Below are 24,964 nucleotides of genomic sequence, written 5' to 3'. Positions count from 1 at the left end.
TACGGCGTATGGTTAATGTCGGCAAGCGGTCCGGACGACCCCGCGCCGGGGAGGAACGCCTGAGCCGGGAGGCGATCCTGACGGCGGCGCTGCGGATCGTCGACGACGAGGGCATCGACGCGCTGACGATGCGCCGGCTCGCGGCGACCCTGCAGGTCAACCCGATGTCGCTCTACCACCACCTGCCGAACAAGGCGGCCGTCCTGGCCGGTCTCGCGGAGCTGGTGTTCGCCGGCCTGGAGCTCCCCGACCCAGGCGACTCGGTGCCGTGGGACGAGCAGCTCAAGCAGGCCGCGCGTGCCTATCGTGACGGCCTCCGCCAGCACCCGAACCTGGCGCTGCAGGTGTTGTCGGACGCGTCCGCCGTCTCGGACGTCGTCGTGGTGACGATGGAGCCGTTCTACCGCGCGCTCGACCGCGCCGGGCTCGCTCCGCGCGAGATCTTCGAGGCCGCGAACACCCTGATCGACTTCATTCACGGCTTCAGCCTCGGCGAGGCGTCAGTCCGCGCGGAGACGTTCGAGCTGGCTCCCGACCTGCTGGCCCGGGTGCGCGCGTTGCCGCCGGAAAAGGCTCCGACGTTGACCCGGATCGTCGACGAACTGGGGCCCGAGGGGCTCGCCTACGACTTCGACGCCGGTTTCGAGTCCGGGCTCGCCACGCTGGCCGCAGGTGTCGCGGCGACCGCGGCACGACGCCGGTAACGCGAGATCGCGACGCCGACGAGACACAGCGCGCCGCCGCCGTACGCGAGGGGTGCCGGGCTCTCGCCGAGGAGCAGCCGGCCGAGAGCGATCGTGATCGGCGGGACGAGGTACGTCGTGGCGCCCATCCGCCCGGCCGTCGTCCGGGCCAGCGCGTACGCCCACGTGGTGAACGCGATCGCGGTCGGGAACGCGCCGAGGAACACCACCCACCAGATCGTCGACGCCCGCGCCGCACCCGCTTCGCGCACCAGCGTCGGACCGAACGGCAGACACGCGACCGCCCCGATCACACACGACAGCCACGTCACCTCGAGCGCGGGCAGCCGGGCGAGCAACGGCTTCTGCGAGACCACGCCGATCGCGTACGCCGCCGCGGCGATCAGGCAGAGCACCACGCCCCACGTCTCGGCGCTCCCGTTCGACGACGACAACCCGATGAGTACGACACCACCGAATGCGACGACGCTGCCGAGCACCAACTGACGCGGGAATCCCTCGTGCAGCAGCACACCCGCGAGTAACGCGATCAGCAGTGGACCGATGTTGACCAGCATCGCCGTCGTGCCGGCGTCGAGGTGCCGCTCGGCCTCGTTCAGCGCGAGGTTGTAGACACCGAACCACAGCAGGCCGCACAGCAGCAGGAACTTCCAGTCCCGCTTCGCCGGCCAGCGCCGCGGGCGGGTGAACACGAAGGCCCCGAGCAGCACGCTGCCGACCAGCAACCTGCCGAGCGACAACGCACCGGCCGAGATGTCGTGCCCGACGTGGCGGATCGCGACGAACGCCGACGCCCACAACACCACTGTCACCGCCGCCGCACCCGCGGCCGCCACACCGGGTTTCCTCATACTTCTACAACGCCGTCGCTGCTCATGACGTGAGGCTAGGTCTCGGACACTTCGGCCGCCGCCGAATCACGTGCCGCCGGCAGCGCGAACGGTACGACGAAGGCGGTCAGCAGCACCGGGATGGTCAGGGCGGCGACCAGGATCGCCATCGTGAACCACACCGATCCGACCGCGAACCCGGCGTACACGGCGATCGCGGAGACCTCGGCGAACAGCCCGGACACCGACGTCACGGTCGCTCGGGCCGGACCGGTGATGGCGTCCTGCAGTCGCGACTCCGACACCACGATCACCAACTGCATCACGCCGTACCCGATCGCGATCGGCACGAAGCCCCAGGCGGAGCCGCTCAGCGCGCCGGTCGCGATCAGCACCGCGGTCACCGCCAACCCGGCCCCGAACGTTGCTGCTGGCAACTTGTACGCCGGTCCGGCGAGCGCACCGCCGATCGCCTGGGCGGCCACGGTGCCCGCGATCAGCAACGGGATCATGCCGGTCGCGGCACCGGTCTCCCGGGCCAGCAGCGGGAAGTACTCGTCGAACGCGAGGAAGCCGCCGAGGAGCGCGACCAGGAGAACGGCGCGCCGTACCACGCCACTCATCAGCACCTCGGACACACCGGCGCGGAGCATGTGCAGGTAGTTGCCGAACGCCGCGCGAGCACCGGGTTCGTCGGATTCCCGCGCAGCCTCGATCGGGCGCGGCTCGGGCAGGGACCACGCGACCAGCGCCTGCGTCAGGCAGCTCAGCACGCTCACCACACCGGCCAACGTGTAGCCGCCGAGGTCGAACAGCGGCGTCGCGAGTGCGGTCGCGGTCAGGTTCGCCACGAATGACGCGGACCGGGCGCGGCCGAGCAGCGTCGCGAAGTGATCGGTGCGGTTGCGGGCCGCGAGTTCGTCGTACGTGAACGCCTCGTAGGTTCCCGAGATCAGCGCGGACGACGTACCCCAGAGGACGAACCCCAGGGCGAAGCCGGCGAACGACGGGAGCGTGATCCAGGCGGCGTACCCAAGGCCGCTGAGCAGGGCACCGAGGATCAGCAGCTTGCGGCGCGAGTACGAGTCCGCCCAGGCGCCGGACGGTACCTCGAGCACGAAACCGGTCGCCGACCAGATGACGAACAGCGTCGAGATCTGGGCAGCCGAGAGCCCGTGATCGGTGAAGAGCAGCTGGTACAGCGGGTAGAGCGGGATGAAGTCCTGCAACGCCTCGAAGGCGATCAGCCGGACCGACAGCCCTCGGTCAGCGCGTCAAAGATGCGGGCTCGGAAGTCTCATGCCCTCGACGATACGACATAAATGGCGCGCGGATCAGCCCGAATTTCGGTCAGAGTAGGGCGATGGGACAAGTCAGCGAACGGTTCTGGGCGAAGCTTCCGGAAGGCAGCCGGGAGGCTCTGGTCGACGGTCTGAGCCAGTCCGAACTGCAGTCCGTCCTGCTGGACGTGACGCGCGGCCGCGCCGCCAAGATGACGCCTGCGCGGCTCCTGCAGCGCTGGCAGCAGGACCGGTTCGTGCGGCCGTCGCGCATCGATCCGCGGGAGCTGGTGAAGACCCAGCAGCGACTGTGGGAGCTGCTGCCGGCCAAGTTCGACGGCGTCCAGCTGTCCCCGGTCACGCCGCTCGGCACCTGCTCCGCGGTCGCGACGATCAACCAGAATCAGGTGGTCAGCACGGTGCGCGGAACGGAGGTCGCGAGCGATCCGACCAACGAGCTGGCGATCGAGGCCGCCGTACGGCGGCGCGCCGGGCAGGACCGCGTACACCTGGCGGCCTGTCAGCGAGTCGTCCGGGCGCAGACGTTCGACGGGCCCGGGATGACGGCGCACTTCGAGCTGTTCGTGCTGGTGTCGAGCGCTCGGGACACCGGGTCGTTCCGGACCGAGGCGGAGCTGCTGATCGACCACCTGAGCTTCTGGCACGCCGTACTCGGCGAGAAGGCCGATCTCACCTTCACCGCGTTCCGGGAGAGCGGGCTGCGGGACCGGATCGAGGACACCGTCCGTCCGGCGCTCGGGGTCGCGTTCAGAGAGGACACCGAGCGGACCAAGAGCGCGAACTACTACGCGGGTCTCGGACTCGGCATCGACCGGGCCGGCGCCGGGCTCGGCGACGGCGGCTTCACCACCTGGACCGCGGACCTGCTCGGGGACGCGAAGGAACGCTGCCTGACGTCCTGCATCTCCACCGAAGGCCTGACCCTCACCGAAGTCTGAGCAGGCCGGCGTCGGTCGGACGGAAACCGCAGGCATCGAGGTAGAACGCGGTCAGGTGCGGTTCGAAGTCCACGTGCAGCCATTCGCACCCGGCCTTGCGAGCCTCCTCGGCAGCCGTCAGCACCAGCTGCTGACCGATCCCCTGCCTGCCGTGATCGGGATGGACGGCGGTGTCCAGCACGAACGCATGCGCGCCGCCATCCCAACACACCTGCACGAATCCCACCAGCTGATCGTTGCTGAAGGCACCCACCCAGGTCAGCGCCCACCGCTCCAACCGCTCCGCCCACGCGTGCACCTCGGGCTCGCCCTCGAACGCAGCGGCATGCAGCAACGACAACTCCCGATCATCGACCGGAAACCGTACGAAGTACTTCACAGCATCCCCACCGCACTCCCCAGCCGGGCGTTCCACGCCGTCGCGGCGCCGTCGGGCAGGTCGGACACCGACAGATAGCCCTGCACCATCACGGACGGCAGCACGCTGCGCAAACCGTCGACCGGTCCATAGGCGTTCAGCGCATCGGACCACGCCGCGGGCTCCACCGATGACACCAGGAACCAGGCGAGATCCAGCACGCCCGGCGCCGCCGACACGTCCTCCCAGTCGAGGAACGCGACCTCGCCGTTCGGCCCGGTCCGCAGGTTCTGCGCGGACGCATCACCGTGCACCAGCGTCAACGGGCCTGCTGTCGCGACGACGCGGTCGACGTCCTGCACCTTGCCGACGAGGCGCTGACCGAACTCCAGCACAGCCGGCGACAGGTCCGACCGCGCCGCGATCGCCGGCCATGCCTCGTCGTACAGGGCGGCGACCAAGTCCTCGCCGGCACCGATCGGCCGGATCCAGGGCCATTGCTCGAGCCGGCCGACCCAGCGGTCGTGGAGCTCACGCAGCGCTCGGGCGCCGGCGTCCGGCGCGGCGCCCGGTGTCCAGGCGGACAGGTCCTCGAGGACCAGCAGGGTGCCGTCGACGGTCTGCTCGGCCTGGTAGCACTCCGGCACACGGACGCCGACGACCGGCGCGATCTCGGTGTAGAACCGGACCTCGGACTGGAACATCTTCAGGACATCCGGAATCGACCCCGGCACCGCGGGCGGCCGGCGCTTCACATAGTTCGGCACGCGGTCAGGCTAGACGCCTACTGCGGCCTGCGGGACCGGTTTTCTAGGCGACTTCCTAGGCGACCAGGGTGAAGGCCTGCGCGGAGGCCGAGTAGGCGCGAGGGCCGGACGGGATGCGCTGGGCGGAGCGCTCCTCGACCCGGATCGCGGCGGTCTGCAGCCGGACCGGCAGCGTCGTGCGGACCGCGGTGGTGAGGTCGAACTGCACCTCGGCCAGCAGGTCGGTCAGCTCGAGCTCGAGCGCGCGGCAGATCGCGGCGAGGATCTCCGAGGACGGCTCCTTGCGGCCGCGCTCGATCTCGGACAAATACGGCACCGACACCTGGGCCTGCTCGGCGAGCTCACGCAGGGTGATGCCCCGCTCGCGCCGCAGTCGGCGGAAGACGTTCCCGATCACCTGGCGTAGCAACACGTCCTGGCCCTCCTCGCCTCCGGATGTCCTGTACCGAGTGTGCCATCCCGCACGGGTCCGCCGTACGAAGATCTGCCCTGAGCAGATTCCTTCAGTCCAGCGTCAGGGCCTGGGCGAGGTCTTGGGTGAGGTCCTCGGGGTCCTCCAGTCCCAGGCTCAGGCGGAGGAGAGCATCGGAGGGCTTGGCCTCGGAGGCAACGAGGCGGTGGGTCAGCCCGGCGGGGTGCTGGATCAGCGTGTCGACGCCGCCGAGCGACACCGCGTGGGTGATGAGCTCCAGACCGCCTGCCACCCGGGACGCCGCCTCGAAGCCACCGCTGACGGTGAAGGCGAGGACGGCACCGGGACCGGCCTGCTGCCGTCCGATCAGACCGGACGGATCCGCGAGGCCCGGGTAGTGGACCCGCTCGACGTTCGGCTGCGCCGCCAGCCAGTCGGCGACCTTGATGGCGGTCGCCTGCTGCGCCCGGACTCGCACCGGCAACGTCTGCAATCCCCTGTGCAGTTCGTACGCAGCCAGCGGGTGCAGCAGGCCACCTGTCACAGCGCGGATCTGCCGGAGCCTGCCGACCCACTCCACGCCGGCCGCGACGACGCCACCCATCACGTCGCCATGACCGCCGAGGTACTTGGTTGCCGAGTGCAAGACCAGGCTCGCCCCGTGCCGAGCCGGCTGCTGCAGCACCGGCGTCGCGAACGTGTTGTCCACCAACACGGGTACGTCGCCGGCCGCGGTGGCGACGGCCGCGATGTCCACAAGGTCGACGGTCGGGTTCGCCGGCGTCTCGACGAGGACCATTCCGGTGCCGGGCCGGATCGAGGCCGCGACGTCCGCAGGCTGTGCGTAAGTGACTGTTGTCCCCAGGAGGCCTGTGGATAACAAGTGGTCGGTGCCGCCGTACAGCGGGCGGACCGCGACCACATGCGGGCTGCCCGCGGCGACCGTGGCGAGCAGACACGCGGTCAGCGCGGCCATCCCGGAGCCGAACGCGACCGCGCCGTCGGTGTGCTCGAGCTCGGCCAGCGCGTCCTCGAACCGCGCGACGGTCGGGTTCCACAAGCGCTGGTAGACGAGGCTCCCGCCGTCCGGCCCGCGGCCCTCCGCGAGCGCGTCGTACGACGCTCCGCCGGTGTGCACGCCCGGCAGCGGATACGTGGTCGACAGGTCGATCGGCGGCACGTGGACGCCGAGGGCGGTCAGGTCGCGCCGACCGGCGTGTACCGAGCGGGTGTCGAGCTGGGTCATCGGTCCACCTCCTGTGGATAACTGAGGTGACTGTGGAATCTTCTGCGAGATCACCGCAACAGTTCCGAAGAAAATTCGTCCACAGGGTCGTCCACACGCTGTGGATTCTGTGGACGGGCCCTACAGTGGTGGCATGCCGAAGGATCGTCGGAGCCCGGGACCGGCCCCGCGGCCGCTTCCCGACGGACTCGACGACGTCGACCGGAAGCTGGTCGAGCTGCTCACGGCCGACGGCCGGATGCCGAACAACGCGCTCGCCGAGGCGGTCGGCGTCGCGCCGTCGACCTGCCTGACCCGGGTGCGGTCATTGCGCGAGCGCGGGGTGATCCGCGGCTTCCACGCCGACGTCGACCTGGGCGCGCTCGGCCGGCCGCTGCAGGCGCTGATCGCGATCCGGATCGGCGCGCACTCCCGCGACGAGATCGACCGCTTCCGTACGAAGGTGCCGCGGCTACCCGGCGTCCTGTCGCTCTTCCATGTCAGCGGAGCCAACGACTACCTGCTGCATGTGTCAGCCGCGACTCCCGACGCACTGCGGGAGTTCGTGCTGGATCATCTGACCGCGGATCCCGCGGTCAGCCACGCCGAGACGAGCCTCATTTTCGAGCACGTCCGCGGCGGATGAGTCCTACCGGGGCTTCAGGCCCCACGCCTCCGCGAGCAACTGGAAGGACTGGCGGCGTTCCGCCGGGTCGTGGATGTTCGTGGTGATGATCAGCTCGTCCGCGCCGGCGGTGTTGGCCTTGCGCAGGAGCTCCGCGGCCACCTGGTCCGGCGTACCCACGGTGACGAGACCGGTCCACTCCTCGACGGCGGCTTCCTCGGCGTCGCTCCACGGGTAGGCGGCCGCCTCCTCGGGAGACGGCAGCGGGCCGGGGCGGCCGGATCGCAGGCGCAGGGTCGACAGGGCGTTCGCGCGGGCCAGCGCCTGCGCACGCTCCTCGGTCTCGGCGACGATCGCGGCCAGCGCCAGGATCGCGTGCGGCGCACCATCGTGCTCGAAGCGCTGGTAGTTGGTCTTGTACGCCGAGATCACGCCCGCCGGGTCGAGGGTGCCGAAGTGCCCTGCGTACGCGAAACCCGTTCCGAGCGCGGCCGCCGCCTGGCCGCCGTACGTGCTGGAGCCGAGGATCCAGATCGGCGGGAGCGGTACGTCGGTCGGTTGCGCGGTGATCGGCTCGAACGGGTGGCCCGCCGGGAAGCCGTCGACGTACGCGCGGAGTTCGGCGTACTGCTCGGTGAAGTCGTCGGCGCCGAGCGCCTCCCGGCTGCGGCGCAGCGCGAGCGCGGTGCGCTGGTCGGTGCCCGGGGCACGGCCGAGGCCGAGGTCGATGCGGTCAGGGTAGAGACCGCCGAGGACGCGGAAGGTCTCGGCGACCTTCAGCGGCGAGTGGTTCGGCAGCATGATGCCGCCGGAGCCGACCCGGATCGTCGACGTCGCGGCGGCGACCGCCGCGATCATCACCTCGGGGCTCGAACTCGCCACACTCGGGATGTTGTGATGCTCCGCCAGCCAGAACCGGTGATACCCGGCCGCTTCCGCGGTGCGGGCCAGCTCGAGCGTCTCGTGCAACGCCTCCGACGGCCGCGTACCTGTCGGCACCGGCGAGAGATCGAGCACGGACAGGGGCATCGGTTCAGCGGTCACGTTCAACTCCCAACTGCTGGGGCAGTCGTCCTATTCCGGCGGACGGCCACCACTCAGCAACTGGCGGTCAGAGCGCCGGTTGAGCGATGGCCGAGCGTGGCACGGGGAGATGCACCGCGGTTGGTGAGTGGTGGCGGTCCGCCTAGCCGGGGTACGGAGTCGCCGCGCGGGCGTCGCGGAGCGAACGGGCCCACCAGGCGAGTTGGTGGAGGAGGGCCGCGGCGGCCGCAGACGTGCTCGGATCGGCCGGCTCGCCGTCCGCGGTGAAGTCCTCCTCGCGGAAGCCGAGGCTGTCGCGGATCGTGACCGCGTGCAGCTCGCCGAAGACCAGTCGCAACTGCTCGGCCGCCCGGAGTCCGCCGGAGCGGCCGCCGTACACCACGAACCCGACCGGCTTCGCGTACCAAGGCCGCCGTACGGCGTCGATCGCGCTCTTCACGTCACCCGGGTAGGCGTGGTTGTACTCGGCGGTGACGATCAGCACCGCATCCGCGTCCGCGATCCGCCCCGGCAACTCGGCGAGCGGCAGCACACTCAGGTCGATCAGGTCGAGCTTGAACTCGTCCGCCCGCTCGACCTCCCGCACGAACCACCGCGTCACCGCCGTCCCGAACCGCCCCACCTCGAGATTGCGCGTCAACACCACGAGCCGGAGCGGATGAACAGTCACGACAAAACACGCTAATACCTCAACTAAACTTGAGGTCAAACCGTCTCATCCGAGCGGCGGGTACGGCGGTTCCACCAGCCGCGGGCGCACTCGCGCCGGCGCCCACCGCAGTCCGGCGATCGCGAGCCAGGCAATGGCCACCGTGACGGCGCCGAGCCGCCAGACCAGCGTCACCGGCAGGAACTCACCGAACATCGCCAGCATCCCGGCACAGCCACCGGCGGCACCGAGTGCCGTGCCGAAACCCGCGCGGCTGCGCCTCACCAGCAGCACCAGGGCGATCACCGCGATCGCGGTGACGCCCACCGCCGGGGCGGTGCTGAAGATCGCCACGTAGCCATGCGGATCGCACTCCGCGCTGACGCAGGTTGCGGACAGAACGGTCACCGGCTGCAGGATCGCCACGACAGCGATCACCGGCATCGCGAGAACGTTCAGCAGCCAGAGCCCGCGGCGCACGTCAGGGGGTGGGGTCGGGTGGGAGCGAAGGTGGGGTGGAGGGCTGGAGGTCGGCGTGGGCGGCGTTCATCAAGGGGGTGTGGTCGTCGACTACGCCGACGGTTTGCCAGGCCTTGGTGACGGCGGTGAGTTGGGGGGAGGCATCGCCGTAGAGCTCGCGGGCGGTGGTTCGGGTGGCGTCGGCGAAGTCTCGGAAGGAGGCCGATTGCGGGAGCTTGCCGGAGGTCAGCGTGTCGTACCAGATCTTGCCCGCGTCGTCGTACGCGTTGCCGCCGAGCTCCGTCGCGACCAGGTAGAACGCGTGGTTCGGGATGCCTGAGTTGATGTGTACGCCGCCGTTGTCGTCCTGCGTCTCGACGTACCCCGCCATCGTGGCCGGCTGTGGGTCCTTGCCCAGCCGCGGATCGTCGTACGCCGTCCCCGGTGCCTTCATCGACCGGAGCGCGACCCCTTGCACCCCGGGCAGGAACAGTCCGGCCCCGATCAACCAGTCGGCGTCGGCCGCGCTCTGACCCAGCGAGTACTGCTTCGCGAGCGAGCCGAACACATCCGAGATGCTCTCGTTCAGCGCGCCGGACTGACCGTTGTACGCGAGGTTCGCCGTGTACTGCGTGACGCCGTGGGTCAGCTCATGCCCCGTGACATCGACCGACGACGTGAAGTTTCCGAAGATCTCGCCGTCACCGTCGCCGAAGACCATCTGCGAGCCGTCCCAGAACGCGTTCGCGTAGCCCCGGTCGTAGTGCACCGTCGAGGTGAGCACCAGCCCGGCGTCGTCGATCGAGTCCCGCCCGTAGCACTCCTTGTACAGCGTCCAGGTCGCGCCGGTGCCGTCGTACGCCTGGTTGACCGCCTTGTCCTGGACCGCGTCGTCGCCCTCGGAACGCACCAGCGTGCCGGGCAGGTCGGTCCCGTGCTCGGCGTCGTACACCTTCCGCTGCCGGCCGGCCGCCGCGGCCACCCGTTCTCGACCCGACGCGGGCCTGCCACGCAGTACGGCGTCGTGCTGCAACGACTGCCGGATCCGGGCCCGGACGCTGGGGTCACCCGCGGATCGCTCGAGTTGCTCGAGCAGATACGGCGGGACGATCGAGTGGAACACCACTACAGGAAAACCCGGCCAGGAGATAAACTCAAGGATTTGTGGCTGCCGCGCGCAGTGTCATTTCTGCAAAGAGTGAAATGCGGCCTGAAAACCAACCGGGACGCATTTTAACACAAGGGGTAATGAATTGCCGAATCCGGTCGATGCCGAACAGGCACACCTGACCAAGTTCTACGCCGCGCTGGACACCGAGCGCGAGCGCACCGAGGCGCGTACCGACGACGAGCAGCAGGTGCACACCCGCAACGCCCAGGCCCTGCACCAGCGGGACGGCCGGATCCGTGACCTCAAACTCCGGCAGGCGCGCCTGAACGCCGCCGAGGAGGGGCTGTACTTCGGCCGCCTGGACACCGCCGGCGGCGAGGTCCTGCACATCGGCCGGCTCGGCCTGCACGACGACGACTACGAACCGCTGCTCGTCGACTGGCGCGCCCCCGCGGCCCGGCCGTTCTACATCGCGACCGCGGTGGCGAACCACGGCATCGTCCGGCGCCGGCACGTGCAGACCCGGCTGCGGCGCGTCGTCGACGTCCAGGACGAGCAGCTCGACCTCGCCCGCGAGGCGGCCGACGCGTCCAAACCCGGTACCGGCGTGATCGGCGAGGCCGTGCTGATGAAGGCACTGGAGGCGCGCCGGACCGGCCGGATGGAGTCGATCGTCCAGACGATCCAGGCCGACCAGGACCGGATCATCCGTTCCGAGCTGCCCGGAATCCTGGTCGTCCAGGGCGGTCCGGGCACCGGCAAGACCGCGATCGCCCTGCACCGCGCGGCTTTTCTGCTCTACACGCACCGCGAGCAGCTGGAAAAGCGCGGAATTCTCGTCGTCGGCCCGAATGCGGCGTTCCTGCGCTTCATCGGCCAGGTGCTGCCGTCGCTCGGTGAGGACGGCGTCCGCCTCGTCACCGTGGCCGAGCTGTACCCCGGCCTGAACGCGACCCGCCCGGAATCCTCGGAGAGCGCCGAGGTGAAGGGCCGGACGGTGATGGCCGACGTGGTCGCGAAGGCGGTCGCCGACCGGCAGTGGATCCCGGAGCAACCGGTGCGGGTGACGGTCGACCGGACCGAGCTCACCCTCGAGCCGGAGGTGTGCGCGGCGACCCATGCCCGGGTCCGCAACCGCAACCTCACCCACAACCAGGCGCGTCCGTACGTCCTGAACGAGATCACCGACCACCTGACCAGCCTGTACGCCGACCTGATCGGCACCGACCCGCTCGACGGGGAGCAGTTGCTCGACGAGTACGACCTGGCCGAGCTGCGTAAGGAGGTGCTCGCGGAACCCGCCGTCCAGGCGCTGCTCGAACAGCTCTGGCCGCTGCTCAGTCCGCGGAAACTCCTCGAGGACCTGTACGGCGACGAGGACCGGCTCGCGTCCGCGGCGCCGCAATTGTCCGCGCTGGATCGCGAACACCTGCTGCGGTACGGCGACGACTGGAGCCCGGCCGACGTACCGCTGCTGGACGAGGCGGCGGAGCTGCTCGGTGACGACGGGACCGAGGCGGCGCGGGAGCGGGCCGCGCGAGCGCGGGCGATCGCTTATGCGCAAGGTGCTCTGGACGTGCTGTCCGGTTCGGGGTCGACGGACTTCGACGAGGACGACGAGGCGGAGATCCTGACCGCCAAGGACATTCTGGACGCCGAGGCGTTCGCCGAGCGCTACGAGGCGGACGACGACCGGACGCTGGCCGACCGCGCGGCGGCCGATCGGCGCTGGACGTACGGGCACGTCATCGTCGACGAGGCGCAGGAGTTGTCGCCGATGGCGTGGCGGGCGATCGCGCGGCGGTGCCCGCTGCGGTCCATGACCGTGGTCGGTGACGTGGCGCAGACCAGCTCGGTCGGCGGCGGGACGACGTGGGCGAGTGCCCTCGGTGAGACGTTCGGCGACCGCTGGCGCCTCGCGGAGCTGACGCTGAACTACCGGACGCCGGCCGAGGTGATGGAGGTCGCGAACGACGTGCTGCGGGCGGTCGACCCGTCGGCGCGGGCGCCGCAGTCGGTCCGTTCGACGGGCGTGCAGCCATGGCACATCGACGTACCGGCGGCCGACCAGGCGTTGTACGTCTACAAGATGGCGGCGGAGGAGACGGCGTACGGCGAGGTCGGGGTGATCACGTCGCGCAGCCGGCTGGAGCTGATCCAGGAGGCGGTCGACGGGCTCTCCGGCGTCACCGTCCTCACGGCCCGCGAAGCCAAAGGGCTCGAGTTCGACTCGGTCCTGGTCGTCGACCCGGACGGCATCGTGATCGAGTCCCCACGCGGACTGCGCGACCTGTACGTCGCCTTGACCCGTTGCACGCAACGTCTCGGTGTCGTGGGCCGGCTACCCGACGTACTCACGGACACCACCGCCTGGGCGATGCCCCGCTGAACATCTGTCCATCCGCCCCGCATCGGCCTACCGTCGAAAGATGAGCAGCTTCGTGGTTGTCGGCGCAGCGGCTCTATCGGGTGCTAGGGGGATGAGGCGCCGGTGGTGGCGCGGGGGGAAAAATGAATGGAGATGCGTCTGCACGCACGCGGCGTGAGTGGGGTAACGCGGTCCTGGCAGTACTGGGGGGAGTAGCGGTCGGCGTCATTCTGGTGTTGCTGGCCTGGCTCGTGGTGCTGATGACGAAGGACGATCCGGCGTCCCGGGCAGCTGGTACGCCGCCGTCGGCGCCGGCCGCGCGGGCAACGGCCGCGCCGACCGCGACGCGCACGGTGACGGTGACCCCGTCGGTGCAGGGAACGTCCACGTCGGAGCCGGCGGCCGGAGACGTCCGGGAGTTGCCGGCCGGATTGTTCTGCCGGGACCTGAAGGCGAGGGGATTCGGGTACGCCGCGGCCGTCGACTACTGGCGACTGCACGGCCAACCCGGCCGAATGGATGCCGACAGCAACGGAATTCCGTGCGAGACCGTGTACTCGCGCGGGTCCGTCGCGGCGTACTGGAACGGGCGCGCCGTCGACGGCGTCGTGTACTGGTCGGCCGGACTGTACTGCCGTGACCTCGCCGCTCGCGGAGCGTCGTACGCGGAGGCCGTCCGGTACTGGTGGTACTACGGCATGCCGGCCCGGATGGACGCCGACAAGAACGGAATTCCGTGTGAGACGGTGTACTCGAAGGCGGCGGTCAACGCATTCTGGTACCCGTGACGCGACAGGCTTGGGCCGGATTCCTGGTAGCGGCGGTGGTCGTGACCGGTGGTGGGTTGTTCGCGCTGTCGGCAGCGGGAGCGTTCGACAGCCCGAAAACCACCGCGGCCCCGTCACCTACGCCACGCCCGGCCTCGAGGGCGCCGACCGCACGACCATCCACACCGGAAAGGCCCGACCGGCCGGTGATCCACTATGTGTTCCCAGTAGGTGGATGCCGGGCGGACGCCTCGCAGAGTCATCACGACTATCCCGCGTCGGACATCTTCACCAACGTCGGTTGCTTGTTCGTCGCGCCGGTGGCCGGGCGGGTCGACGAAGTCACCCGGGTCGACGCCTGGGATCCGAAGACCAACCGGGGCGCCGACCGCGGCGGTCTGTCGGTCTCGATCGTCGGAGCGGACGGCGTCCGGTACTACGGCTCGCACTTGTCAGCCATCCAGCCGGGCATCAAACCGGGCGTCGAGGTCAGGTCCGGGCAGCCGCTTGGACGAACCGGGAAGACCGGAAGTGCCCGAGGCACATCGCCCCACCTGCACTTCGGGATCAGCTGGCCAACGGCGCCGACCGTGTGGTGGGTCCGCCGCGGAGCCGTGCCGCCACAGGCGTTCCTGAACAGTTGGCACCGTGGCGGACAGCTGTCACCGGTCGCGCTGGTCGCGAGGACCCGGCGCCGGTACGGCGTGGATCGCGGCTGCCGCTCGTATTGCTGAGCGTCAGCGAGCCCGGCCCTCGCGGAGCATGCCGATCGACTTCTCGATACGACGGTCGCGAGTGGCCTCGGTCTTCGCCGACGTCACCTGTAGCACGTGCCACTGCCGGTTGCTGTAGCTGAGCGTCTCCCAGAACGCCTGCGCCTCGGCGTCCGCGGCGAGCGCGGTCGCCAACGGTTCCGGGACCTCGAGCTCCCGCGGCGCCGTGTCGAGCTCGACATCGAGGTCGAGTACGTCGCCGGGCGCGACGCCGGCCTCGGTACGACGGTCCGCGCTGACCCCGAGCAGGTAGCGCCCGCCCATCCGCGCGATCGACGTACGGAACGTGAATCCGTTGACCGTGACGCTGACTTTCGGCCGGCCGCCGCCTCCGAGCGACTCGACGACGGACTCGGGGATCTCGAAACCGGCGGTGTTCTTACCGGTGGCCAGCAGTTCGGCGGTGATCTTCATCGAACCTCCCTGGTGCGGTCGGTGCGGTCGTCGGTCCAGTCAAGCAGGTCATGTCGAGATCCGCCCGGGCGTTCCGACGTACCCGACGTCAGTTTCAGTGGAAGGAGAGATGGTGGCGAAGCCCGTACTGAACAGCATGTTGCTCGGCAGCACCGACGCCGGGCGGCTGAAGACGTGGTACCGCGACGGCTTCCAGGCGGAGGTCGACGGCTACGGGAACCTGGACCTGGGCGGGTTCGGTCTGGTGATCGAGCAGCGCGACGACGTCGCGGCGAAGAACGCCGAGCCCGGGCGGCACATCGTGAACTTCGCGGTCGACGACATCGAGGCGGCGGCCGCGCACCTGCGCACGCTGGACGTCGAATGGCTCGTGCCGCCGGAGGACCGCGGTATCGGCTGGTTCGCGACGCTGCTCGACCCGGACGGGAACTACGTCCAGCTCATTCAGATGAAACCGGAGTACTACGAAGGAAAGTGAAAAAAGTTCGCACCGGACCAGGGGGATCCGGCGCGAACGTTCACTGCGGAATTGCTGATTGCATTCAGGCGCATTTGCAGGGGAGAAAATGGCGGCAAGCGAGGGGCAGAACGCCCACACTCGCTTGCCGCCCACAACCGGCCCTTCGGGTGATCGAGGTGAGGCGACTCGATCAGGCGTCGTTCCGCGTGGGTTGTCTGGTGGGTACGGAACGCGGAAGGTGCCGGAGACTTTCTCAGCGGGGTGCTACGTCCCACATGCGCTCGCCGGGCAGGGGGTCGGGGAGCTTGTCGACGGCGGGCATCGGGTCGTTGGTGACCCGGAGACCGGCGAACCGACGGCTCATGGCGTCTGCATACCGCTCGGCCAACGCCGGCTCGGCGTTGTAGTCGGCGATCACGTGCTCACCGAACCAGACACGCACGCGGCGTCGCGAAATGGTCTGAGTGGCGGTGGCGGTTGTCACTGGTCCTCCTGGCTGTTACTTCGAGGGTGGTCGGCCTGGAAAACGCGGGCGAGCGCGGTGCCGGTGCGCCGTGTTGTGTTCACCGTCACGTCAGATCCAACGGAGCACGGAGAGCGGAGGTCACGCCCCGTTTCGAGAATTTCTGGGCTTTTCCGGACTTACCGGAACCCGAATTCTTCGCCCGTGTGTTCGATTACTGAAACGGCCCCCGGACCGAGACGCCGCCGTCCAGCACGATCTGCTGTCCGGTGATGTACGACGCGGCGTCCGAGGCGAGGTACACGACCGCGCCGGCGACCTCGGCGGAGCGGCCGAAACGGCCGGCCGGGATCTCCTCGACGACCTCGGCGTCGACGTTCGCGTTGGCCACCGCGGTCGCGATCGCGCCGGCCGCGGCGACGTTCATCCGGATCCCGTCCCGCGCATACTCCGCCGCGACGGTCCGGGCCAGACTGAGGATGCCCGCCTTCATCACGCCGTACGCCGCCTGCTCGGGGGCCGCCATGAACCCGGTGACCGACCCGACGCTGACGATCGCACCGCCGGTGCCCTGATCCAGGAAAACCCGCAATGCGGCGCGGACCGCGCGAGCGACGTACCGCAGATTCAGCTCGTAGATCGTGTCCCAGTCGGCGTCGGCCATCTCGTGCAGCTTCACCGCGGGCACGAACGCGACCTGTCCGCCGACGACCGTGACCAGTACGTCGAGTCCGCCGAGCGTCTCGACCGCGGCCGCGACCATCGCCTCGATGTCGGTCGCCGAACGAACATCACCGGACGTCGGGTACGCCGTACCGCCGCGCTCCCGCACCGCGGCAGCGGCCTCCTCGGCCCGCGCCGGATCGAGGTCCGCGACCAGCACCGCCGCACCTTCGTTGCCGAAGGCCTCGGTCGTCGCCCGCCCGATCCCGCCACCCCCGCCGCCGATCACCAGAACACGCTTCCCACTCAGCTGCATGGAGCGGAGGCTACGGCACGAACGTCATGAGATTCACAGGGTTTCCTCAGGAAGGACACGCCGAAGCTGTCGGAACGGCTCCGTACGCTGGAGAAGTGACCATCGAAGACGCTGGAATCAGGCCGACGACCGCGGGACCCGAGGACGAGCAAGTAGTGGCGACGGCCCTCGTGATGCCTGAGCGGGTCATCGGCGGCGTCGTACCGTCACCGGTTCGCCGCGGGCCGACGGGGATCGCGGCCGTGCAGACCGAGCACCTGATCAGCGATGTCGGCGATGCGCTTCGTCTGCTGGACGCGGTGGAGCGGGTCCGCGGTCACGCGCATCCGTTGATCCTCGGCCTGCAGGAGGCGGTCGGGATCAAGATGCCGGCCGCACTCGTGCTGAACGCGATCGCGAACGGCCGCGGCTCCGCCCGCGAGGTCGCCCAGCAGGTCGGTATCACCGCCGGCGAGGCAGAGCTGGCGATCGCCGACCTGGAAGCGCTCGGCATGGTCCGGACCACCCCGGCGCTGGCCGTCACCGGGATGGGGCAGGCGCGGCTCTCCCAGCTCGACGGCCTCACCGTCCGGGTCCTCGACGTCATCACCGGCATCCTCGGTCCCACCGACGCCGCCCACCTGGTCCGGCTCCTGCACACCGTCGCCGACGGTCTCGAGTCCGCCTCGGTCGCGGCGGCCGTCAGCGACTCCCTTCCCCAGGTCCTCCACACCTGACCTGAGAGCGCCGGATATGTCGAGAACGGTGTTGTGGTCTCGACGTTGCCGGTGTCAGGGTTCAAGAGGAGGCAGCAGATGTTGAAGGACAGCAAGGCGTACAGCGGGTTCTCGGTGGACGACATCCCGCGGGCGAAGGAGTTCTACGCGACCACGCTCGGCATCGACGTCGGGGAAGCGCACGGGATGTTGCACCTGCGGGTCGCGGGTGGGACGCCGGTGCTGGTGTACCCGAAGTCGAACCACGTGCCGGCCGAGTACACGGTGCTCAACTTCCCGGTCAGCGACATCGAGGCCACGGCGCGGGAGCTGGCCGGGCGCGGTGTCACGTTCGAGCGGTACAACGACGACCAGGACGAGTCCGGGATCTCCCGCGGGCAGGGTCCGCTGATCGCCTGGTTCAAGGACCCCGCGGGCAACGTGCTCTCGATCATTCAGGACTGAGGGACCGGGTCGTCGTACTGACCCAGCCGGCCCTGGTAGCGGGCGCCGTTCAGGTAGGGCCAGGCGTACGCGGTGCAGCCGTGGAGGCCCAGGGTCTGCTGTTGCATGACCGGCGCCGGCTGGCCGGGGCCCGGGCACAGCTCGTGACCGCGACCGAGGCGGTGGCCGGTCTCGTGGTTGATCATGTAGTGCCGGTACGTCGTCAGTGACGCGCCGAACCCGCGTACGCCGTGCGCCCACCGGGCCACGTTCAGCACCACCTGGTCCCCGATCCGGCAACTCGTGTACCGGTCCGGCGCCGCGCCACAGATCGCGTCCCGCGTCTGTGGCGTCACCAGCATCAGCGTGAAGTCGACCGGCTCACCCGGGCCGACCTGCTGGAACCGCCACTGCCCGCGCGACGCCCACCCGGCCCCCGCGCCGTACGTCGCCCGCACGAACCGGCCGAACGCGGCCTGATCGACCCCGGTGATCCCGCTCTCGATCGCGATCCGGAACCGCATCAACCGCCCGCCCCGCCCGATCACTGCGGGATCCCCGGGCAGTACGGCGTACCTTCGCGGCCCGACGACCGGATACGCGATCGTCTCGCGTGGCTGGGCGGGGATCGTGACCCGTCGCGGCAGCTCGGACCGTACCGGCGACTGGGCGGATTCGGTGGACTCGTCCGCGACCGGAACCTGCCGCTCGGGGTCTCCGTGCCGGGCGAACGGGCTCGCGGGCACCTCCACCAGCGCCCCGATCGCGACCACGGCCGTGATCACCAGCGCGGTCCTCCTGACAACACTCCAGCGGCGCATCCATCGGCTCCCCACAGCACAGCGCGCCCACGCCGGGCGCGCTCTCACTCATCTCTTGCCACTGTGCCCAGAAACCCTTCTCCGCCCACGGGTGGAGACCGGATTTCCACCTGCTTTTTCTGACACGCCCGTGTTAGTTTCAGTCGAAGAAGCACGCCTGTACCAAAAAGGAGAGCCTTCGATGAAACGCTGGACCGCCGGTCTCGCCACCGCGGCGCTGCTGACCACTGTGACGCCCACGCTGACCGCCTGGGGTACGTCCCCGGCGGCGCGACTGACCGCCGACGTGAACCGTGACGGGCTGCTGACGCACGCCGACGACGCCGGCAAGGACACCTGGACGGACTCCCGCGGTGCGATCTTCCTACCCAACCTGGACGACGACGAGCACCGCTGCACTGTCGACCCGGCGGACCTGAATGCGCCGGGCCGCGCGGTCGACGACAAGCTTGCCGCTTGCAACGACTCCGCCGACGACCGGATCAACGGGCCGCGGGATGCCGCCGACCTGGCGCCGTTGTCGATCGATGCCCAACGCAACCTCTCGGACAGCGCGATCGGCAGCGTCACGGTCACCCCCGCGAGCAAAGCTCGGGTGTTCGCGAACGGTCGCCCGGTCAGCACAGTGACCGCGCGGGATCTGCGGCGCGGCGTACGGCTGCAGCTGGAAGGGCGCGACATCGTCCGGGATCCGGCGCGGTGGGACGGGCAGATCACCGTCACGTTGACGGTCGCCGACCGCGGCCGGACCAGCACCGATGCGGTCCGGATGCGCGTCGCTCCGCTGATGCTGCAGAACGATCTCCAGCCCGCGCAGACGGTCCTCGCCGGCCAGCCGGCCAAAGGGCAGGGCTGGTGGGGCCAGACGCCCACTCATGAACCCGGTGAGTGGCAGCCCTTCGCGAAGACGTTGCGCCAGGCGACCACGTCGACCGGTGCTCGCCTGAAGTTCGTGCACGGTACACCGGAAGGCTGGCAGGACATGTGGCTGCAGGACACCTTCGAGCCCGCCACCGCGAGCATGCCGGACATCGGCGGTCCGCACACGCTGCGCATCCTGATCCGCTCCGGCAACGTCTGGGATCTCCCGGAGGCCGACACGCCGCGCCCCGCCGGCCGGCTGCTGTACCGCGACCTGCGCGGGCCGGACGTCGGCGTCGTCCAGGAGCTCGCCGACAAGGCCTCCCCCGGTCTCGACGACCTGCTGAACATGGGCGGCAACATCGAGTCGCTCCCGCCGTACGCCGGCTATCCGCACGGGCGGATCGTCTACGGGTCCGGCGAGCGGCACCCCGATCCGGGATTCATCACGATGGTGACCGGCCAGGGCTACCAGCCGCCGGTCGTGATCGACACGTCCTGGCTGATGGTCGGGCACGCGGACGAGACGACGCACGTGGTGCGCGCGAACAACGCCCGCGGCTGGACGCTCGCGGTCGCGGACCCACGACTCGCCTTCCAGCTGCTGCGCGATGTGCAACGCCGGGGTGGTGGCGGTCAGCAACTGTTCGCGGACACCAACTCGCCGCACAAGCCGACCGTCGACGAGGTGCTGAGCACCGGCCAGGCCGACAACGAGGCGGCGGCGCGGCACATCGACGACCAGCTCAAGGTCCTGCTGAAAGCAACCGGACTGCGTGCGGACGAGCTGGTGCGGCTACCGGTGGTCTTCAACAAGGTGCCCGGGTTCGGCCTGCTCAAGGCGCTGACTCCCGGGCTGGTGAACGGACTGTCGCTCACCGAGCATCAGTTCGCCGCGCCGGATCCGCACGGGCCGCGGCTGAACGGGCGGGACGTCTTCCGGCAAGCCACCGAGCAGGCCCTCGCGAACAACGGCGTACGGGTGCATTGGGTCGAGGACTTCGCCTGGGCGCACCTCGGCGGCGGCGAGGTGCACTGCGCCACCAACGCGCTCCGCGACACCCGCGGCGCTACGCCTTGGTGGTCCGGAAACGCAGGGTCGGGTACGTCGACTCGATGAATCCGAGGCCGCGGTAGAGGTCGATACCGTCGTCGGTCGCGTGCAGCTCGATCTGGCCGACGGCGGTCTCGTCCCGGAACCAGTCCATCAGCGCCACCACGCACGCGCGTGCCAGACCACGCCGCCGGAAGTCCGGTTCGGTGCTGACGTTGTACAGGTGACCGCGCACGGTGGACAGGTCCCGCGGACCCGGCGGGTGCTCCCAGACGTTGCCGGCCGCGCCCGCGACCACGCCGGCGCTCGGATCGTCGGCGACGTACGCCGCGAACGTGCCGGGCGATTTCAGCTGTTCGGTGAACCAGTCGTGCGCGATCTTCTGCCAGGGCCCGTCGATGTCGTTGCCCATGGCGGCGAGCATCAGTCCCCGTAACCGGACCAAGGACTCCGCGTCGTCCGGCGTGGCACGCCGTACCTGAATGTCGGTCACCTCACCGATCATGCCAACTTTTTGCCTCGTCAGTGAATCGAAGAGGGCATGGTCCAGACCAGAGCGCGGCGGTCGGCGCGCGGCCAGCGGGCACGCCGCGTCAGGTCCCGGCAACGATCCACCCTCGCCGCGCTCGCGCTGGCGGTCCTCGGCATCCTCGTCCCGGGGACGGCGTACCTCGCCGCGCACCGGACCCGCCTCGGCTCGGCCGTCACCGCGATCAGCATCGCGCTCTACGGCACCGCGGCGTACGTCGGTCTGCGGCACCGCGACACCGTGATCACCTGGGCGCTGGACTCCACCGTGCTGCTCTGGATGATCGCCGGACTGATCGCGATCGCGCTCGCCTGGGTCGTCGTACTCGTGACGTCGTACAAGATGCTGCGCCCGCTCACCGCCGGACCGGGCGCGCGAGTGCTCGGCTCGCTGGTGATCGGCGTGGTGTGCTTCGCACTTGCCGTCAGTGCAGCGACCGGCGCGCAGACGTTGGTGGCGCAGCGCAGCCTGGTGACCAAGGTGTTCGGCGGCGACGAGGTGAAGAGCCAGACCCGGCCGACGATCACCCCGAAGAAGGACATCTGGCAGCAGATCCCGCGGCTGAACGTGCTGCTGCTCGGCGCCGACGACGGCGACGGCCGGCAGGGCACGCGGACCGACTCGGTGATGGTCGCGAGTATCGACACCAAGACCGGCAACACCGCGCTGATCTCGCTGACCCGGAACTTCATGCGGATGCCGTTCCCGGCCGACTCCCCGCTGCACGAGAAGTTCCCGACCGGCTTCTGGGACCCGAAGATCGACCCGAACAAGGAACAGCCGGAGTTCTACCTGGACGCCATGTACCGCAACATCCCGAAGCTGTACCCCGGCATCCTCGGACCGTCCGACAACGAGGGAGCCGACGTGCTGAAGTTGTCGGTCGGCGAGGCGCTCGGGCTGCAGATCCACTACTACGTGCAGGTCGACCTGGCCGGGTTCGCGCAGCTCGTCGAGGCGCTCGGCGGCATCACCGTGAACATCAACTACCCGGTTCCGGTCGGCGGCAGCGACGACGACAAGATCCCGCCGAGCCGGTACCTGCAGCCCGGGCCGAACAAGTTGCTGAACGGGACGGACGCGCTCTGGTTCGCGCGCGGCCGGTACAAGGTCCCGACCGCTGACCTGGCCCGGCAGGCGCGGCAGCGGTGCACGGTCAAGGCGATCGTCGAGCGGGCCACCCCGCAGAACGTGCTGGTCAACTACCAGCAGATCGCGAAGGCCGGCGAGCAGCTGATCCGCACCGACATCCCGTCGAACGTGCTCGGCGCGATGGTCACCCTCGGCGAACGCGTGAAGACCGCCAAGATCGTCAACGTCGACCTGGACAAGAAGAAGAACTTCCCGAACGGCCGCAACCCGAACTACGCCGGGATGCGCGCGATCGTGGCCCAGGCGACCAATCCGGCAGGCCGGACGACGGCGGCGCCGCGCAAGGTCACCACGGCCCCGCCGAGCACCGCGACCCAGCCCCGCACGACCCAACCACGCACAACCACCAAGCCCGACAACGGCGATCTCGCCTCAGCCTGCGCCTACCACCCCGGGATGCCTGGATAGGTTCCAGGCCGTCAGGCGTAGCGGACGCCGAGGCCGCCGTCCACGGCCCAGTTCGCACCGGTGACGAACGCGGCGGCGTCGGAGGCGAGGAAGCAGACCACCTCGGCGACGTTCTCCGGCGTACCGATCCGGCCGAGCGGGTGGACGCCGAGCGCCTTCTCGCGTTCGCCGGGGATGGTGTCGAAGAACTCCTCGAGCAGGTCGGTGGAGATGTAGCCCGGGCTGACCGCGTTCACCCGGACGTCGTGCTGCGCGACGTCGAGGGCGAGCGACCGGGTCATCCCGACCAGGCCGGACTTCGCGGCGGCGTACGGGAACATGCCGGCCGTGGTCAGCTTCGAGTGGATCGAGGCGATGTTCACGATCGAGCCGTGCCGGTTGTCGATCATCGGCTGCAGGACCTGGCGGGACATCAGGAACGCGCCCTTCAGGTCGACGTCGAACACGTCGTCCCATTCGGCCACGGACATCGTGGTCGGGTCGGCGTACGAGTTCTTGCCTGCGTTGTTGACCAGCACGGTGAACGGACCGCCGAGTTCCTCGGCGAGTCGACCGACCGACTCCCGGACCGACGCCTCGTCGGTGATGTCGCCGACGGCCGCCGCGACCTTCGCGCCGGACTCGGCCAGCTCCGCGGTCGTCGCGGTCAACGGGTCCGACAAGATGTCGATCAGCCCGACCGCCGCACCTTCCGCCGCCGCCTTCACCGCAACAGCCCGCCCGATCCCACGCGCGGCCCCGGTCACCAACACAATCTCGTCAGCCAACCGACCAGTCACAACCGTCTCCTCACCTAGGCGTCCCCACCGACCCTAGTAGGACGTCACCGTCCACCCTGCCCCCTCTCGCCCACCGGTCACCCCAAGGGCCGGCGCCACCTCCCGAGCAGGGCGGCTCAGGGGGAGGGGCGGTGCCTGGGCCCCCTTGATCAGCGGGTGGCGCGGAGGGTGAACTCGTTGCCGTCGGGGTCGGCGAGTTCGACGGAGCCGTCCGGCCCGGCGTCGAGTCGCTTGGCGCCGAGGGCGATCAGCCGCTCGACCTCTGCCTCGACGTCGTCGGCCGTCGTGAGCTCGTACCGGAGCCGGTTCCGGGGTGCCTTCGGTTCCACGGGTGGGCCGCCCCAGGTGATCTTCGGGCCGCCCTGCGGCGACTGGATCGCGGTCTCCTCGTCCTGGTCCCACACCAGCGGCCACTCCAGCGCCTTGCTCCAGAAGTACCCGACCGCCTGGGACCCGTCCGACGACAACGCCCCGATGAACGCGGTGTCCTTGAGGAAGTTGTTCCCCGCCGGGATCACACAGAACTCGTTGCCCTCCGGATCCGCCAGCACCACATGCCCTTCCTCGGGCTTCTGGCCGACGTCGATGTGCCGGCCGCCGTTCTCCAGCGCCCGCGCGACCGTCGCCTGCTGATCCTCGGGGACCTGACTGGTCAGATCGAAGTGCATCTGGTTCGCCCGGTCCTTCGGTACGTCGCTCTGCAGGAATCGCAGCCTGAACCCGGTGTTGTCGTGCGGCACGAGTTCGGTGCCATCGACAACTTCCCAACCGAGGATCGCCGCCCAGAACCGCGCCAGCGCAGCCGGATCCTTCGCATCGAACGACAGTGCGGAGAAGGTGACGCTCATCGGAGCTCCAATCGGCCGGGGCTGCCACCGTAGGGCCGCCGGTCGAGCTCCCGCAAAGAGATTTACACCGACGCCGCGGCGATCCGCGCGTGCTCGTCGGCGCTCGCCCGCGTCATCGGCCGGCGCAGCAGGACGAGCTGGTGGTACAGCGGAGCCGTCGCAGTGAGCAGGAGCTGGTGCGCGTCCGTGGTCGGCGGGATCTCCCCGCGATCGACAGCCCGCCGTACGACGATCGCCGTGCGCTCGTAGCGGTCGATCCAGAACTGCGTGAGGGCGTCGGCGGCCTCCGGCGTACGGAAGGACGCGGCGATCACCGCCTGAGTCACCGACGGGCGGGCGGTGAGGGCGGCATGGATCTCGCGGTTGACCGCGATCAGATCACCTTCGAGCGAGCCGGTGTCGGCCGGCTCCCAGGAGTCGTCGGCACCGGCCTCCAGGAGGTCGACGAGCAGGCCGGCCACCGACTTCCAGCGGCGGTAGACGGTGGTCCGATGGACGCCGGACCGCGTCGCGACCGCGTCGATCGTGAGCCCGTCGTACCCGTGTTCGGCCAGCTCGGCATCGACGGCGGCGAGCACCTCCGAGCGCACTCGGGCGGTTCGCCCACCTGGTCTGCTTGCGCGTTCGTCGTCCGGCATGCAATGATCTTAACGCAACATACGTCGCATTAAGGAGCAGCCAGTGATCTTCTGACCCGCCGTTCGCCAACCCCGAACCCGCGAGAGT

29 protein-coding genes are annotated in these 24,964 nt (G+C 69.6%); 11 read left to right on the top strand and 18 right to left on the bottom strand.

Annotation, left to right across the window (positions count from 1 at the left end; translation table 11 throughout):
- Positions 1–8: 8 nt before the first annotated feature.
- Positions 9–704 carry a TetR/AcrR family transcriptional regulator gene (locus ACFYRH_RS06240; RefSeq protein WP_387768943.1) on the top strand — a complete coding sequence of 232 codons (696 nt, stop codon included), beginning with the start codon at positions 9–11 and terminating at the stop codon, positions 702–704.
- Here the strand turns inward: ACFYRH_RS06240 and ACFYRH_RS06235 are convergent.
- The gene (locus ACFYRH_RS06235; RefSeq protein WP_387768940.1) at positions 623–1,555 is read right to left on the bottom strand and encodes a DMT family transporter; all 933 of its coding nucleotides are present in this window, start codon (positions 1,553–1,555) and stop codon (positions 623–625) included. The two genes, ACFYRH_RS06240 and ACFYRH_RS06235, sit on opposite strands and share 82 nt — an antisense overlap.
- Before the next feature lie 35 nt (positions 1,556–1,590).
- Entirely contained in the window at positions 1,591–2,763 is a 1,173-nt protein-coding gene (locus ACFYRH_RS06230; protein ID WP_387768937.1) for an MFS transporter, read from the bottom strand.
- 134 nt (positions 2,764–2,897) lie between these two features.
- Here ACFYRH_RS06230 and ACFYRH_RS06225 point away from each other — a divergent pair, with 134 nt between their 5' ends.
- Entirely contained in the window at positions 2,898–3,773 is an 876-nt protein-coding gene (locus tag ACFYRH_RS06225) for a hypothetical protein (protein WP_387768934.1), read from the top strand.
- On the opposite strand, the gene ACFYRH_RS06220 is transcribed toward ACFYRH_RS06225, so the two are convergent.
- From ACFYRH_RS06220 to ACFYRH_RS06205, 4 genes are all read right to left on the bottom strand, one after another.
- A complete protein-coding gene (locus tag ACFYRH_RS06220) occupies positions 3,760–4,152 on the bottom strand; it encodes a GNAT family N-acetyltransferase (RefSeq protein WP_387768931.1) in 393 nt (130 codons plus the stop codon). The genes ACFYRH_RS06225 and ACFYRH_RS06220 overlap by 14 nt on opposite strands.
- Positions 4,149–4,898: a phosphotransferase family protein gene (locus ACFYRH_RS06215; RefSeq protein WP_387768928.1), complete on the bottom strand. Its 750-nt coding sequence runs from the start codon at positions 4,896–4,898 to the stop codon at positions 4,149–4,151. The genes ACFYRH_RS06220 and ACFYRH_RS06215 overlap by 4 nt, the downstream gene beginning before the upstream one ends.
- Positions 4,899–4,953: 55 nt before the next feature.
- Positions 4,954–5,310 (bottom strand): helix-turn-helix domain-containing protein, encoded by a 357-nt coding sequence (locus ACFYRH_RS06210; protein ID WP_387768925.1) that lies wholly within the window; start codon positions 5,308–5,310, stop codon positions 4,954–4,956.
- Positions 5,311–5,401: 91 nt separating this feature from the next.
- Positions 5,402–6,556 carry a trans-sulfuration enzyme family protein gene (locus tag ACFYRH_RS06205; RefSeq protein WP_387768922.1) on the bottom strand — a complete coding sequence of 385 codons (1,155 nt, stop codon included), beginning with the start codon at positions 6,554–6,556 and terminating at the stop codon, positions 5,402–5,404.
- 133 nt (positions 6,557–6,689) lie between these two features.
- On the opposite strand from ACFYRH_RS06205, the gene ACFYRH_RS06200 reads away from it, so the two are divergent.
- Positions 6,690–7,181, top strand: coding sequence for an Lrp/AsnC family transcriptional regulator (locus ACFYRH_RS06200; RefSeq protein WP_387768918.1), 492 nt, complete (start codon positions 6,690–6,692; stop codon positions 7,179–7,181).
- Between the two features lie 3 nt (positions 7,182–7,184).
- On the opposite strand, the gene ACFYRH_RS06195 is transcribed toward ACFYRH_RS06200, so the two are convergent.
- The 4 genes from ACFYRH_RS06195 to ACFYRH_RS06180 form a co-directional block, all read right to left on the bottom strand.
- Positions 7,185–8,204: an LLM class flavin-dependent oxidoreductase gene (locus ACFYRH_RS06195; RefSeq protein WP_387768915.1), complete on the bottom strand. Its 1,020-nt coding sequence runs from the start codon at positions 8,202–8,204 to the stop codon at positions 7,185–7,187.
- A gap of 142 nt (positions 8,205–8,346) precedes the next feature.
- Positions 8,347–8,874, bottom strand: a complete 528-nt coding sequence (locus tag ACFYRH_RS06190; RefSeq protein ID WP_387768912.1) for an NADPH-dependent FMN reductase — start codon at positions 8,872–8,874, stop codon at positions 8,347–8,349.
- A gap of 45 nt (positions 8,875–8,919) precedes the next feature.
- The gene (locus tag ACFYRH_RS06185) at positions 8,920–9,297 is read right to left on the bottom strand and encodes a hypothetical protein (protein ID WP_387768909.1); all 378 of its coding nucleotides are present in this window, start codon (positions 9,295–9,297) and stop codon (positions 8,920–8,922) included.
- A gap of 37 nt (positions 9,298–9,334) precedes the next feature.
- Entirely contained in the window at positions 9,335–10,435 is a 1,101-nt protein-coding gene (locus tag ACFYRH_RS06180) for a M4 family metallopeptidase (RefSeq protein WP_387768906.1), read from the bottom strand.
- Positions 10,436–10,565: 130 nt separating this feature from the next.
- Here ACFYRH_RS06180 and ACFYRH_RS06175 point away from each other — a divergent pair, with 130 nt between their 5' ends.
- The 3 genes from ACFYRH_RS06175 to ACFYRH_RS06165 all read left to right on the top strand — a co-directional run bounded on the left by ACFYRH_RS06175 (position 10,566) and on the right by ACFYRH_RS06165 (position 14,292).
- Positions 10,566–12,812 (top strand): HelD family protein, encoded by a 2,247-nt coding sequence (locus ACFYRH_RS06175; protein WP_387768903.1) that lies wholly within the window; start codon positions 10,566–10,568, stop codon positions 12,810–12,812.
- A gap of 122 nt (positions 12,813–12,934) precedes the next feature.
- The gene (locus ACFYRH_RS06170) at positions 12,935–13,579 is read left to right on the top strand and encodes an excalibur calcium-binding domain-containing protein (RefSeq protein ID WP_387768900.1); all 645 of its coding nucleotides are present in this window, start codon (positions 12,935–12,937) and stop codon (positions 13,577–13,579) included.
- Positions 13,576–14,292, top strand: a complete 717-nt coding sequence (locus ACFYRH_RS06165; protein WP_387768898.1) for a M23 family metallopeptidase — start codon at positions 13,576–13,578, stop codon at positions 14,290–14,292. The genes ACFYRH_RS06170 and ACFYRH_RS06165 overlap by 4 nt, the downstream gene beginning before the upstream one ends.
- A 3-nt stretch (positions 14,293–14,295) precedes the next feature.
- Here the strand turns inward: ACFYRH_RS06165 and ACFYRH_RS06160 are convergent, their stop codons facing one another.
- Complete coding sequence (locus ACFYRH_RS06160; protein WP_387768896.1) at positions 14,296–14,745, bottom strand: YdeI/OmpD-associated family protein; 450 nt, start codon at positions 14,743–14,745, stop codon at positions 14,296–14,298.
- A gap of 112 nt (positions 14,746–14,857) precedes the next feature.
- Here ACFYRH_RS06160 and ACFYRH_RS06155 point away from each other — a divergent pair, with 112 nt between their 5' ends.
- On the top strand, positions 14,858–15,223 hold the full coding sequence (locus ACFYRH_RS06155; protein ID WP_387768893.1) for a VOC family protein: 366 nt from the start codon (positions 14,858–14,860) through the stop codon (positions 15,221–15,223).
- A 235-nt stretch (positions 15,224–15,458) separates the two neighbouring features.
- Here the strand turns inward: ACFYRH_RS06155 and ACFYRH_RS06150 are convergent, their stop codons facing one another.
- Both ACFYRH_RS06150 and ACFYRH_RS06145 read right to left on the bottom strand, forming a co-directional pair.
- Positions 15,459–15,689, bottom strand: a complete 231-nt coding sequence (locus tag ACFYRH_RS06150; RefSeq protein ID WP_131284226.1) for a hypothetical protein — start codon at positions 15,687–15,689, stop codon at positions 15,459–15,461.
- A gap of 193 nt (positions 15,690–15,882) precedes the next feature.
- On the bottom strand, positions 15,883–16,647 hold the full coding sequence (locus ACFYRH_RS06145) for an SDR family NAD(P)-dependent oxidoreductase (protein WP_387768890.1): 765 nt from the start codon (positions 16,645–16,647) through the stop codon (positions 15,883–15,885).
- A gap of 95 nt (positions 16,648–16,742) precedes the next feature.
- Between ACFYRH_RS06145 and ACFYRH_RS06140 the strand changes: the two genes are divergently transcribed.
- Complete coding sequence (locus ACFYRH_RS06140) at positions 16,743–17,363, top strand: MarR family transcriptional regulator (protein WP_387768887.1); 621 nt, start codon at positions 16,743–16,745, stop codon at positions 17,361–17,363.
- A gap of 78 nt (positions 17,364–17,441) precedes the next feature.
- Positions 17,442–17,807: a VOC family protein gene (locus ACFYRH_RS06135; RefSeq protein ID WP_387768884.1), complete on the top strand. Its 366-nt coding sequence runs from the start codon at positions 17,442–17,444 to the stop codon at positions 17,805–17,807.
- On the opposite strand, the gene ACFYRH_RS06130 is transcribed toward ACFYRH_RS06135, so the two are convergent.
- Positions 17,798–18,571: a DUF3152 domain-containing protein gene (locus ACFYRH_RS06130; protein WP_387768881.1), complete on the bottom strand. Its 774-nt coding sequence runs from the start codon at positions 18,569–18,571 to the stop codon at positions 17,798–17,800. The two genes, ACFYRH_RS06135 and ACFYRH_RS06130, sit on opposite strands and share 10 nt — an antisense overlap.
- 217 nt (positions 18,572–18,788) lie before the next feature.
- Here ACFYRH_RS06130 and ACFYRH_RS06125 point away from each other — a divergent pair, with 217 nt between their 5' ends.
- Entirely contained in the window at positions 18,789–20,588 is a 1,800-nt protein-coding gene (locus tag ACFYRH_RS06125) for a protein-arginine deiminase family protein (protein WP_387768878.1), read from the top strand.
- Here ACFYRH_RS06125 and ACFYRH_RS06120 read toward each other — a convergent pair.
- Complete coding sequence (locus ACFYRH_RS06120) at positions 20,539–21,015, bottom strand: GNAT family N-acetyltransferase (protein ID WP_387768875.1); 477 nt, start codon at positions 21,013–21,015, stop codon at positions 20,539–20,541. The two genes, ACFYRH_RS06125 and ACFYRH_RS06120, sit on opposite strands and share 50 nt — an antisense overlap.
- A 48-nt stretch (positions 21,016–21,063) precedes the next feature.
- Between ACFYRH_RS06120 and ACFYRH_RS06115 the strand changes: the two genes are divergently transcribed.
- Positions 21,064–22,611, top strand: coding sequence for an LCP family protein (locus ACFYRH_RS06115; RefSeq protein ID WP_387768872.1), 1,548 nt, complete (start codon positions 21,064–21,066; stop codon positions 22,609–22,611).
- Between the two features lie 11 nt (positions 22,612–22,622).
- Here the strand turns inward: ACFYRH_RS06115 and ACFYRH_RS06110 are convergent, their stop codons facing one another.
- The 3 genes from ACFYRH_RS06110 to ACFYRH_RS06100 form a co-directional block, all read right to left on the bottom strand.
- Complete coding sequence (locus ACFYRH_RS06110) at positions 22,623–23,390, bottom strand: SDR family NAD(P)-dependent oxidoreductase (protein WP_387768869.1); 768 nt, start codon at positions 23,388–23,390, stop codon at positions 22,623–22,625.
- Between the two features lie 149 nt (positions 23,391–23,539).
- Complete coding sequence (locus ACFYRH_RS06105) at positions 23,540–24,238, bottom strand: VOC family protein (protein ID WP_387768866.1); 699 nt, start codon at positions 24,236–24,238, stop codon at positions 23,540–23,542.
- A gap of 62 nt (positions 24,239–24,300) precedes the next feature.
- The gene (locus ACFYRH_RS06100; RefSeq protein ID WP_387768863.1) at positions 24,301–24,876 is read right to left on the bottom strand and encodes a TetR/AcrR family transcriptional regulator; all 576 of its coding nucleotides are present in this window, start codon (positions 24,874–24,876) and stop codon (positions 24,301–24,303) included.
- Positions 24,877–24,964: the final 88 nt, after the last annotated feature.

The sequence above is a fragment of the Kribbella sp. NPDC004875 genome (genome assembly GCF_042873375.1).
GTDB lineage: Bacteria > Actinomycetota > Actinomycetes > Propionibacteriales > Kribbellaceae > Kribbella.
This window is presented reverse-complemented; position numbering and strand designations above follow the sequence as displayed.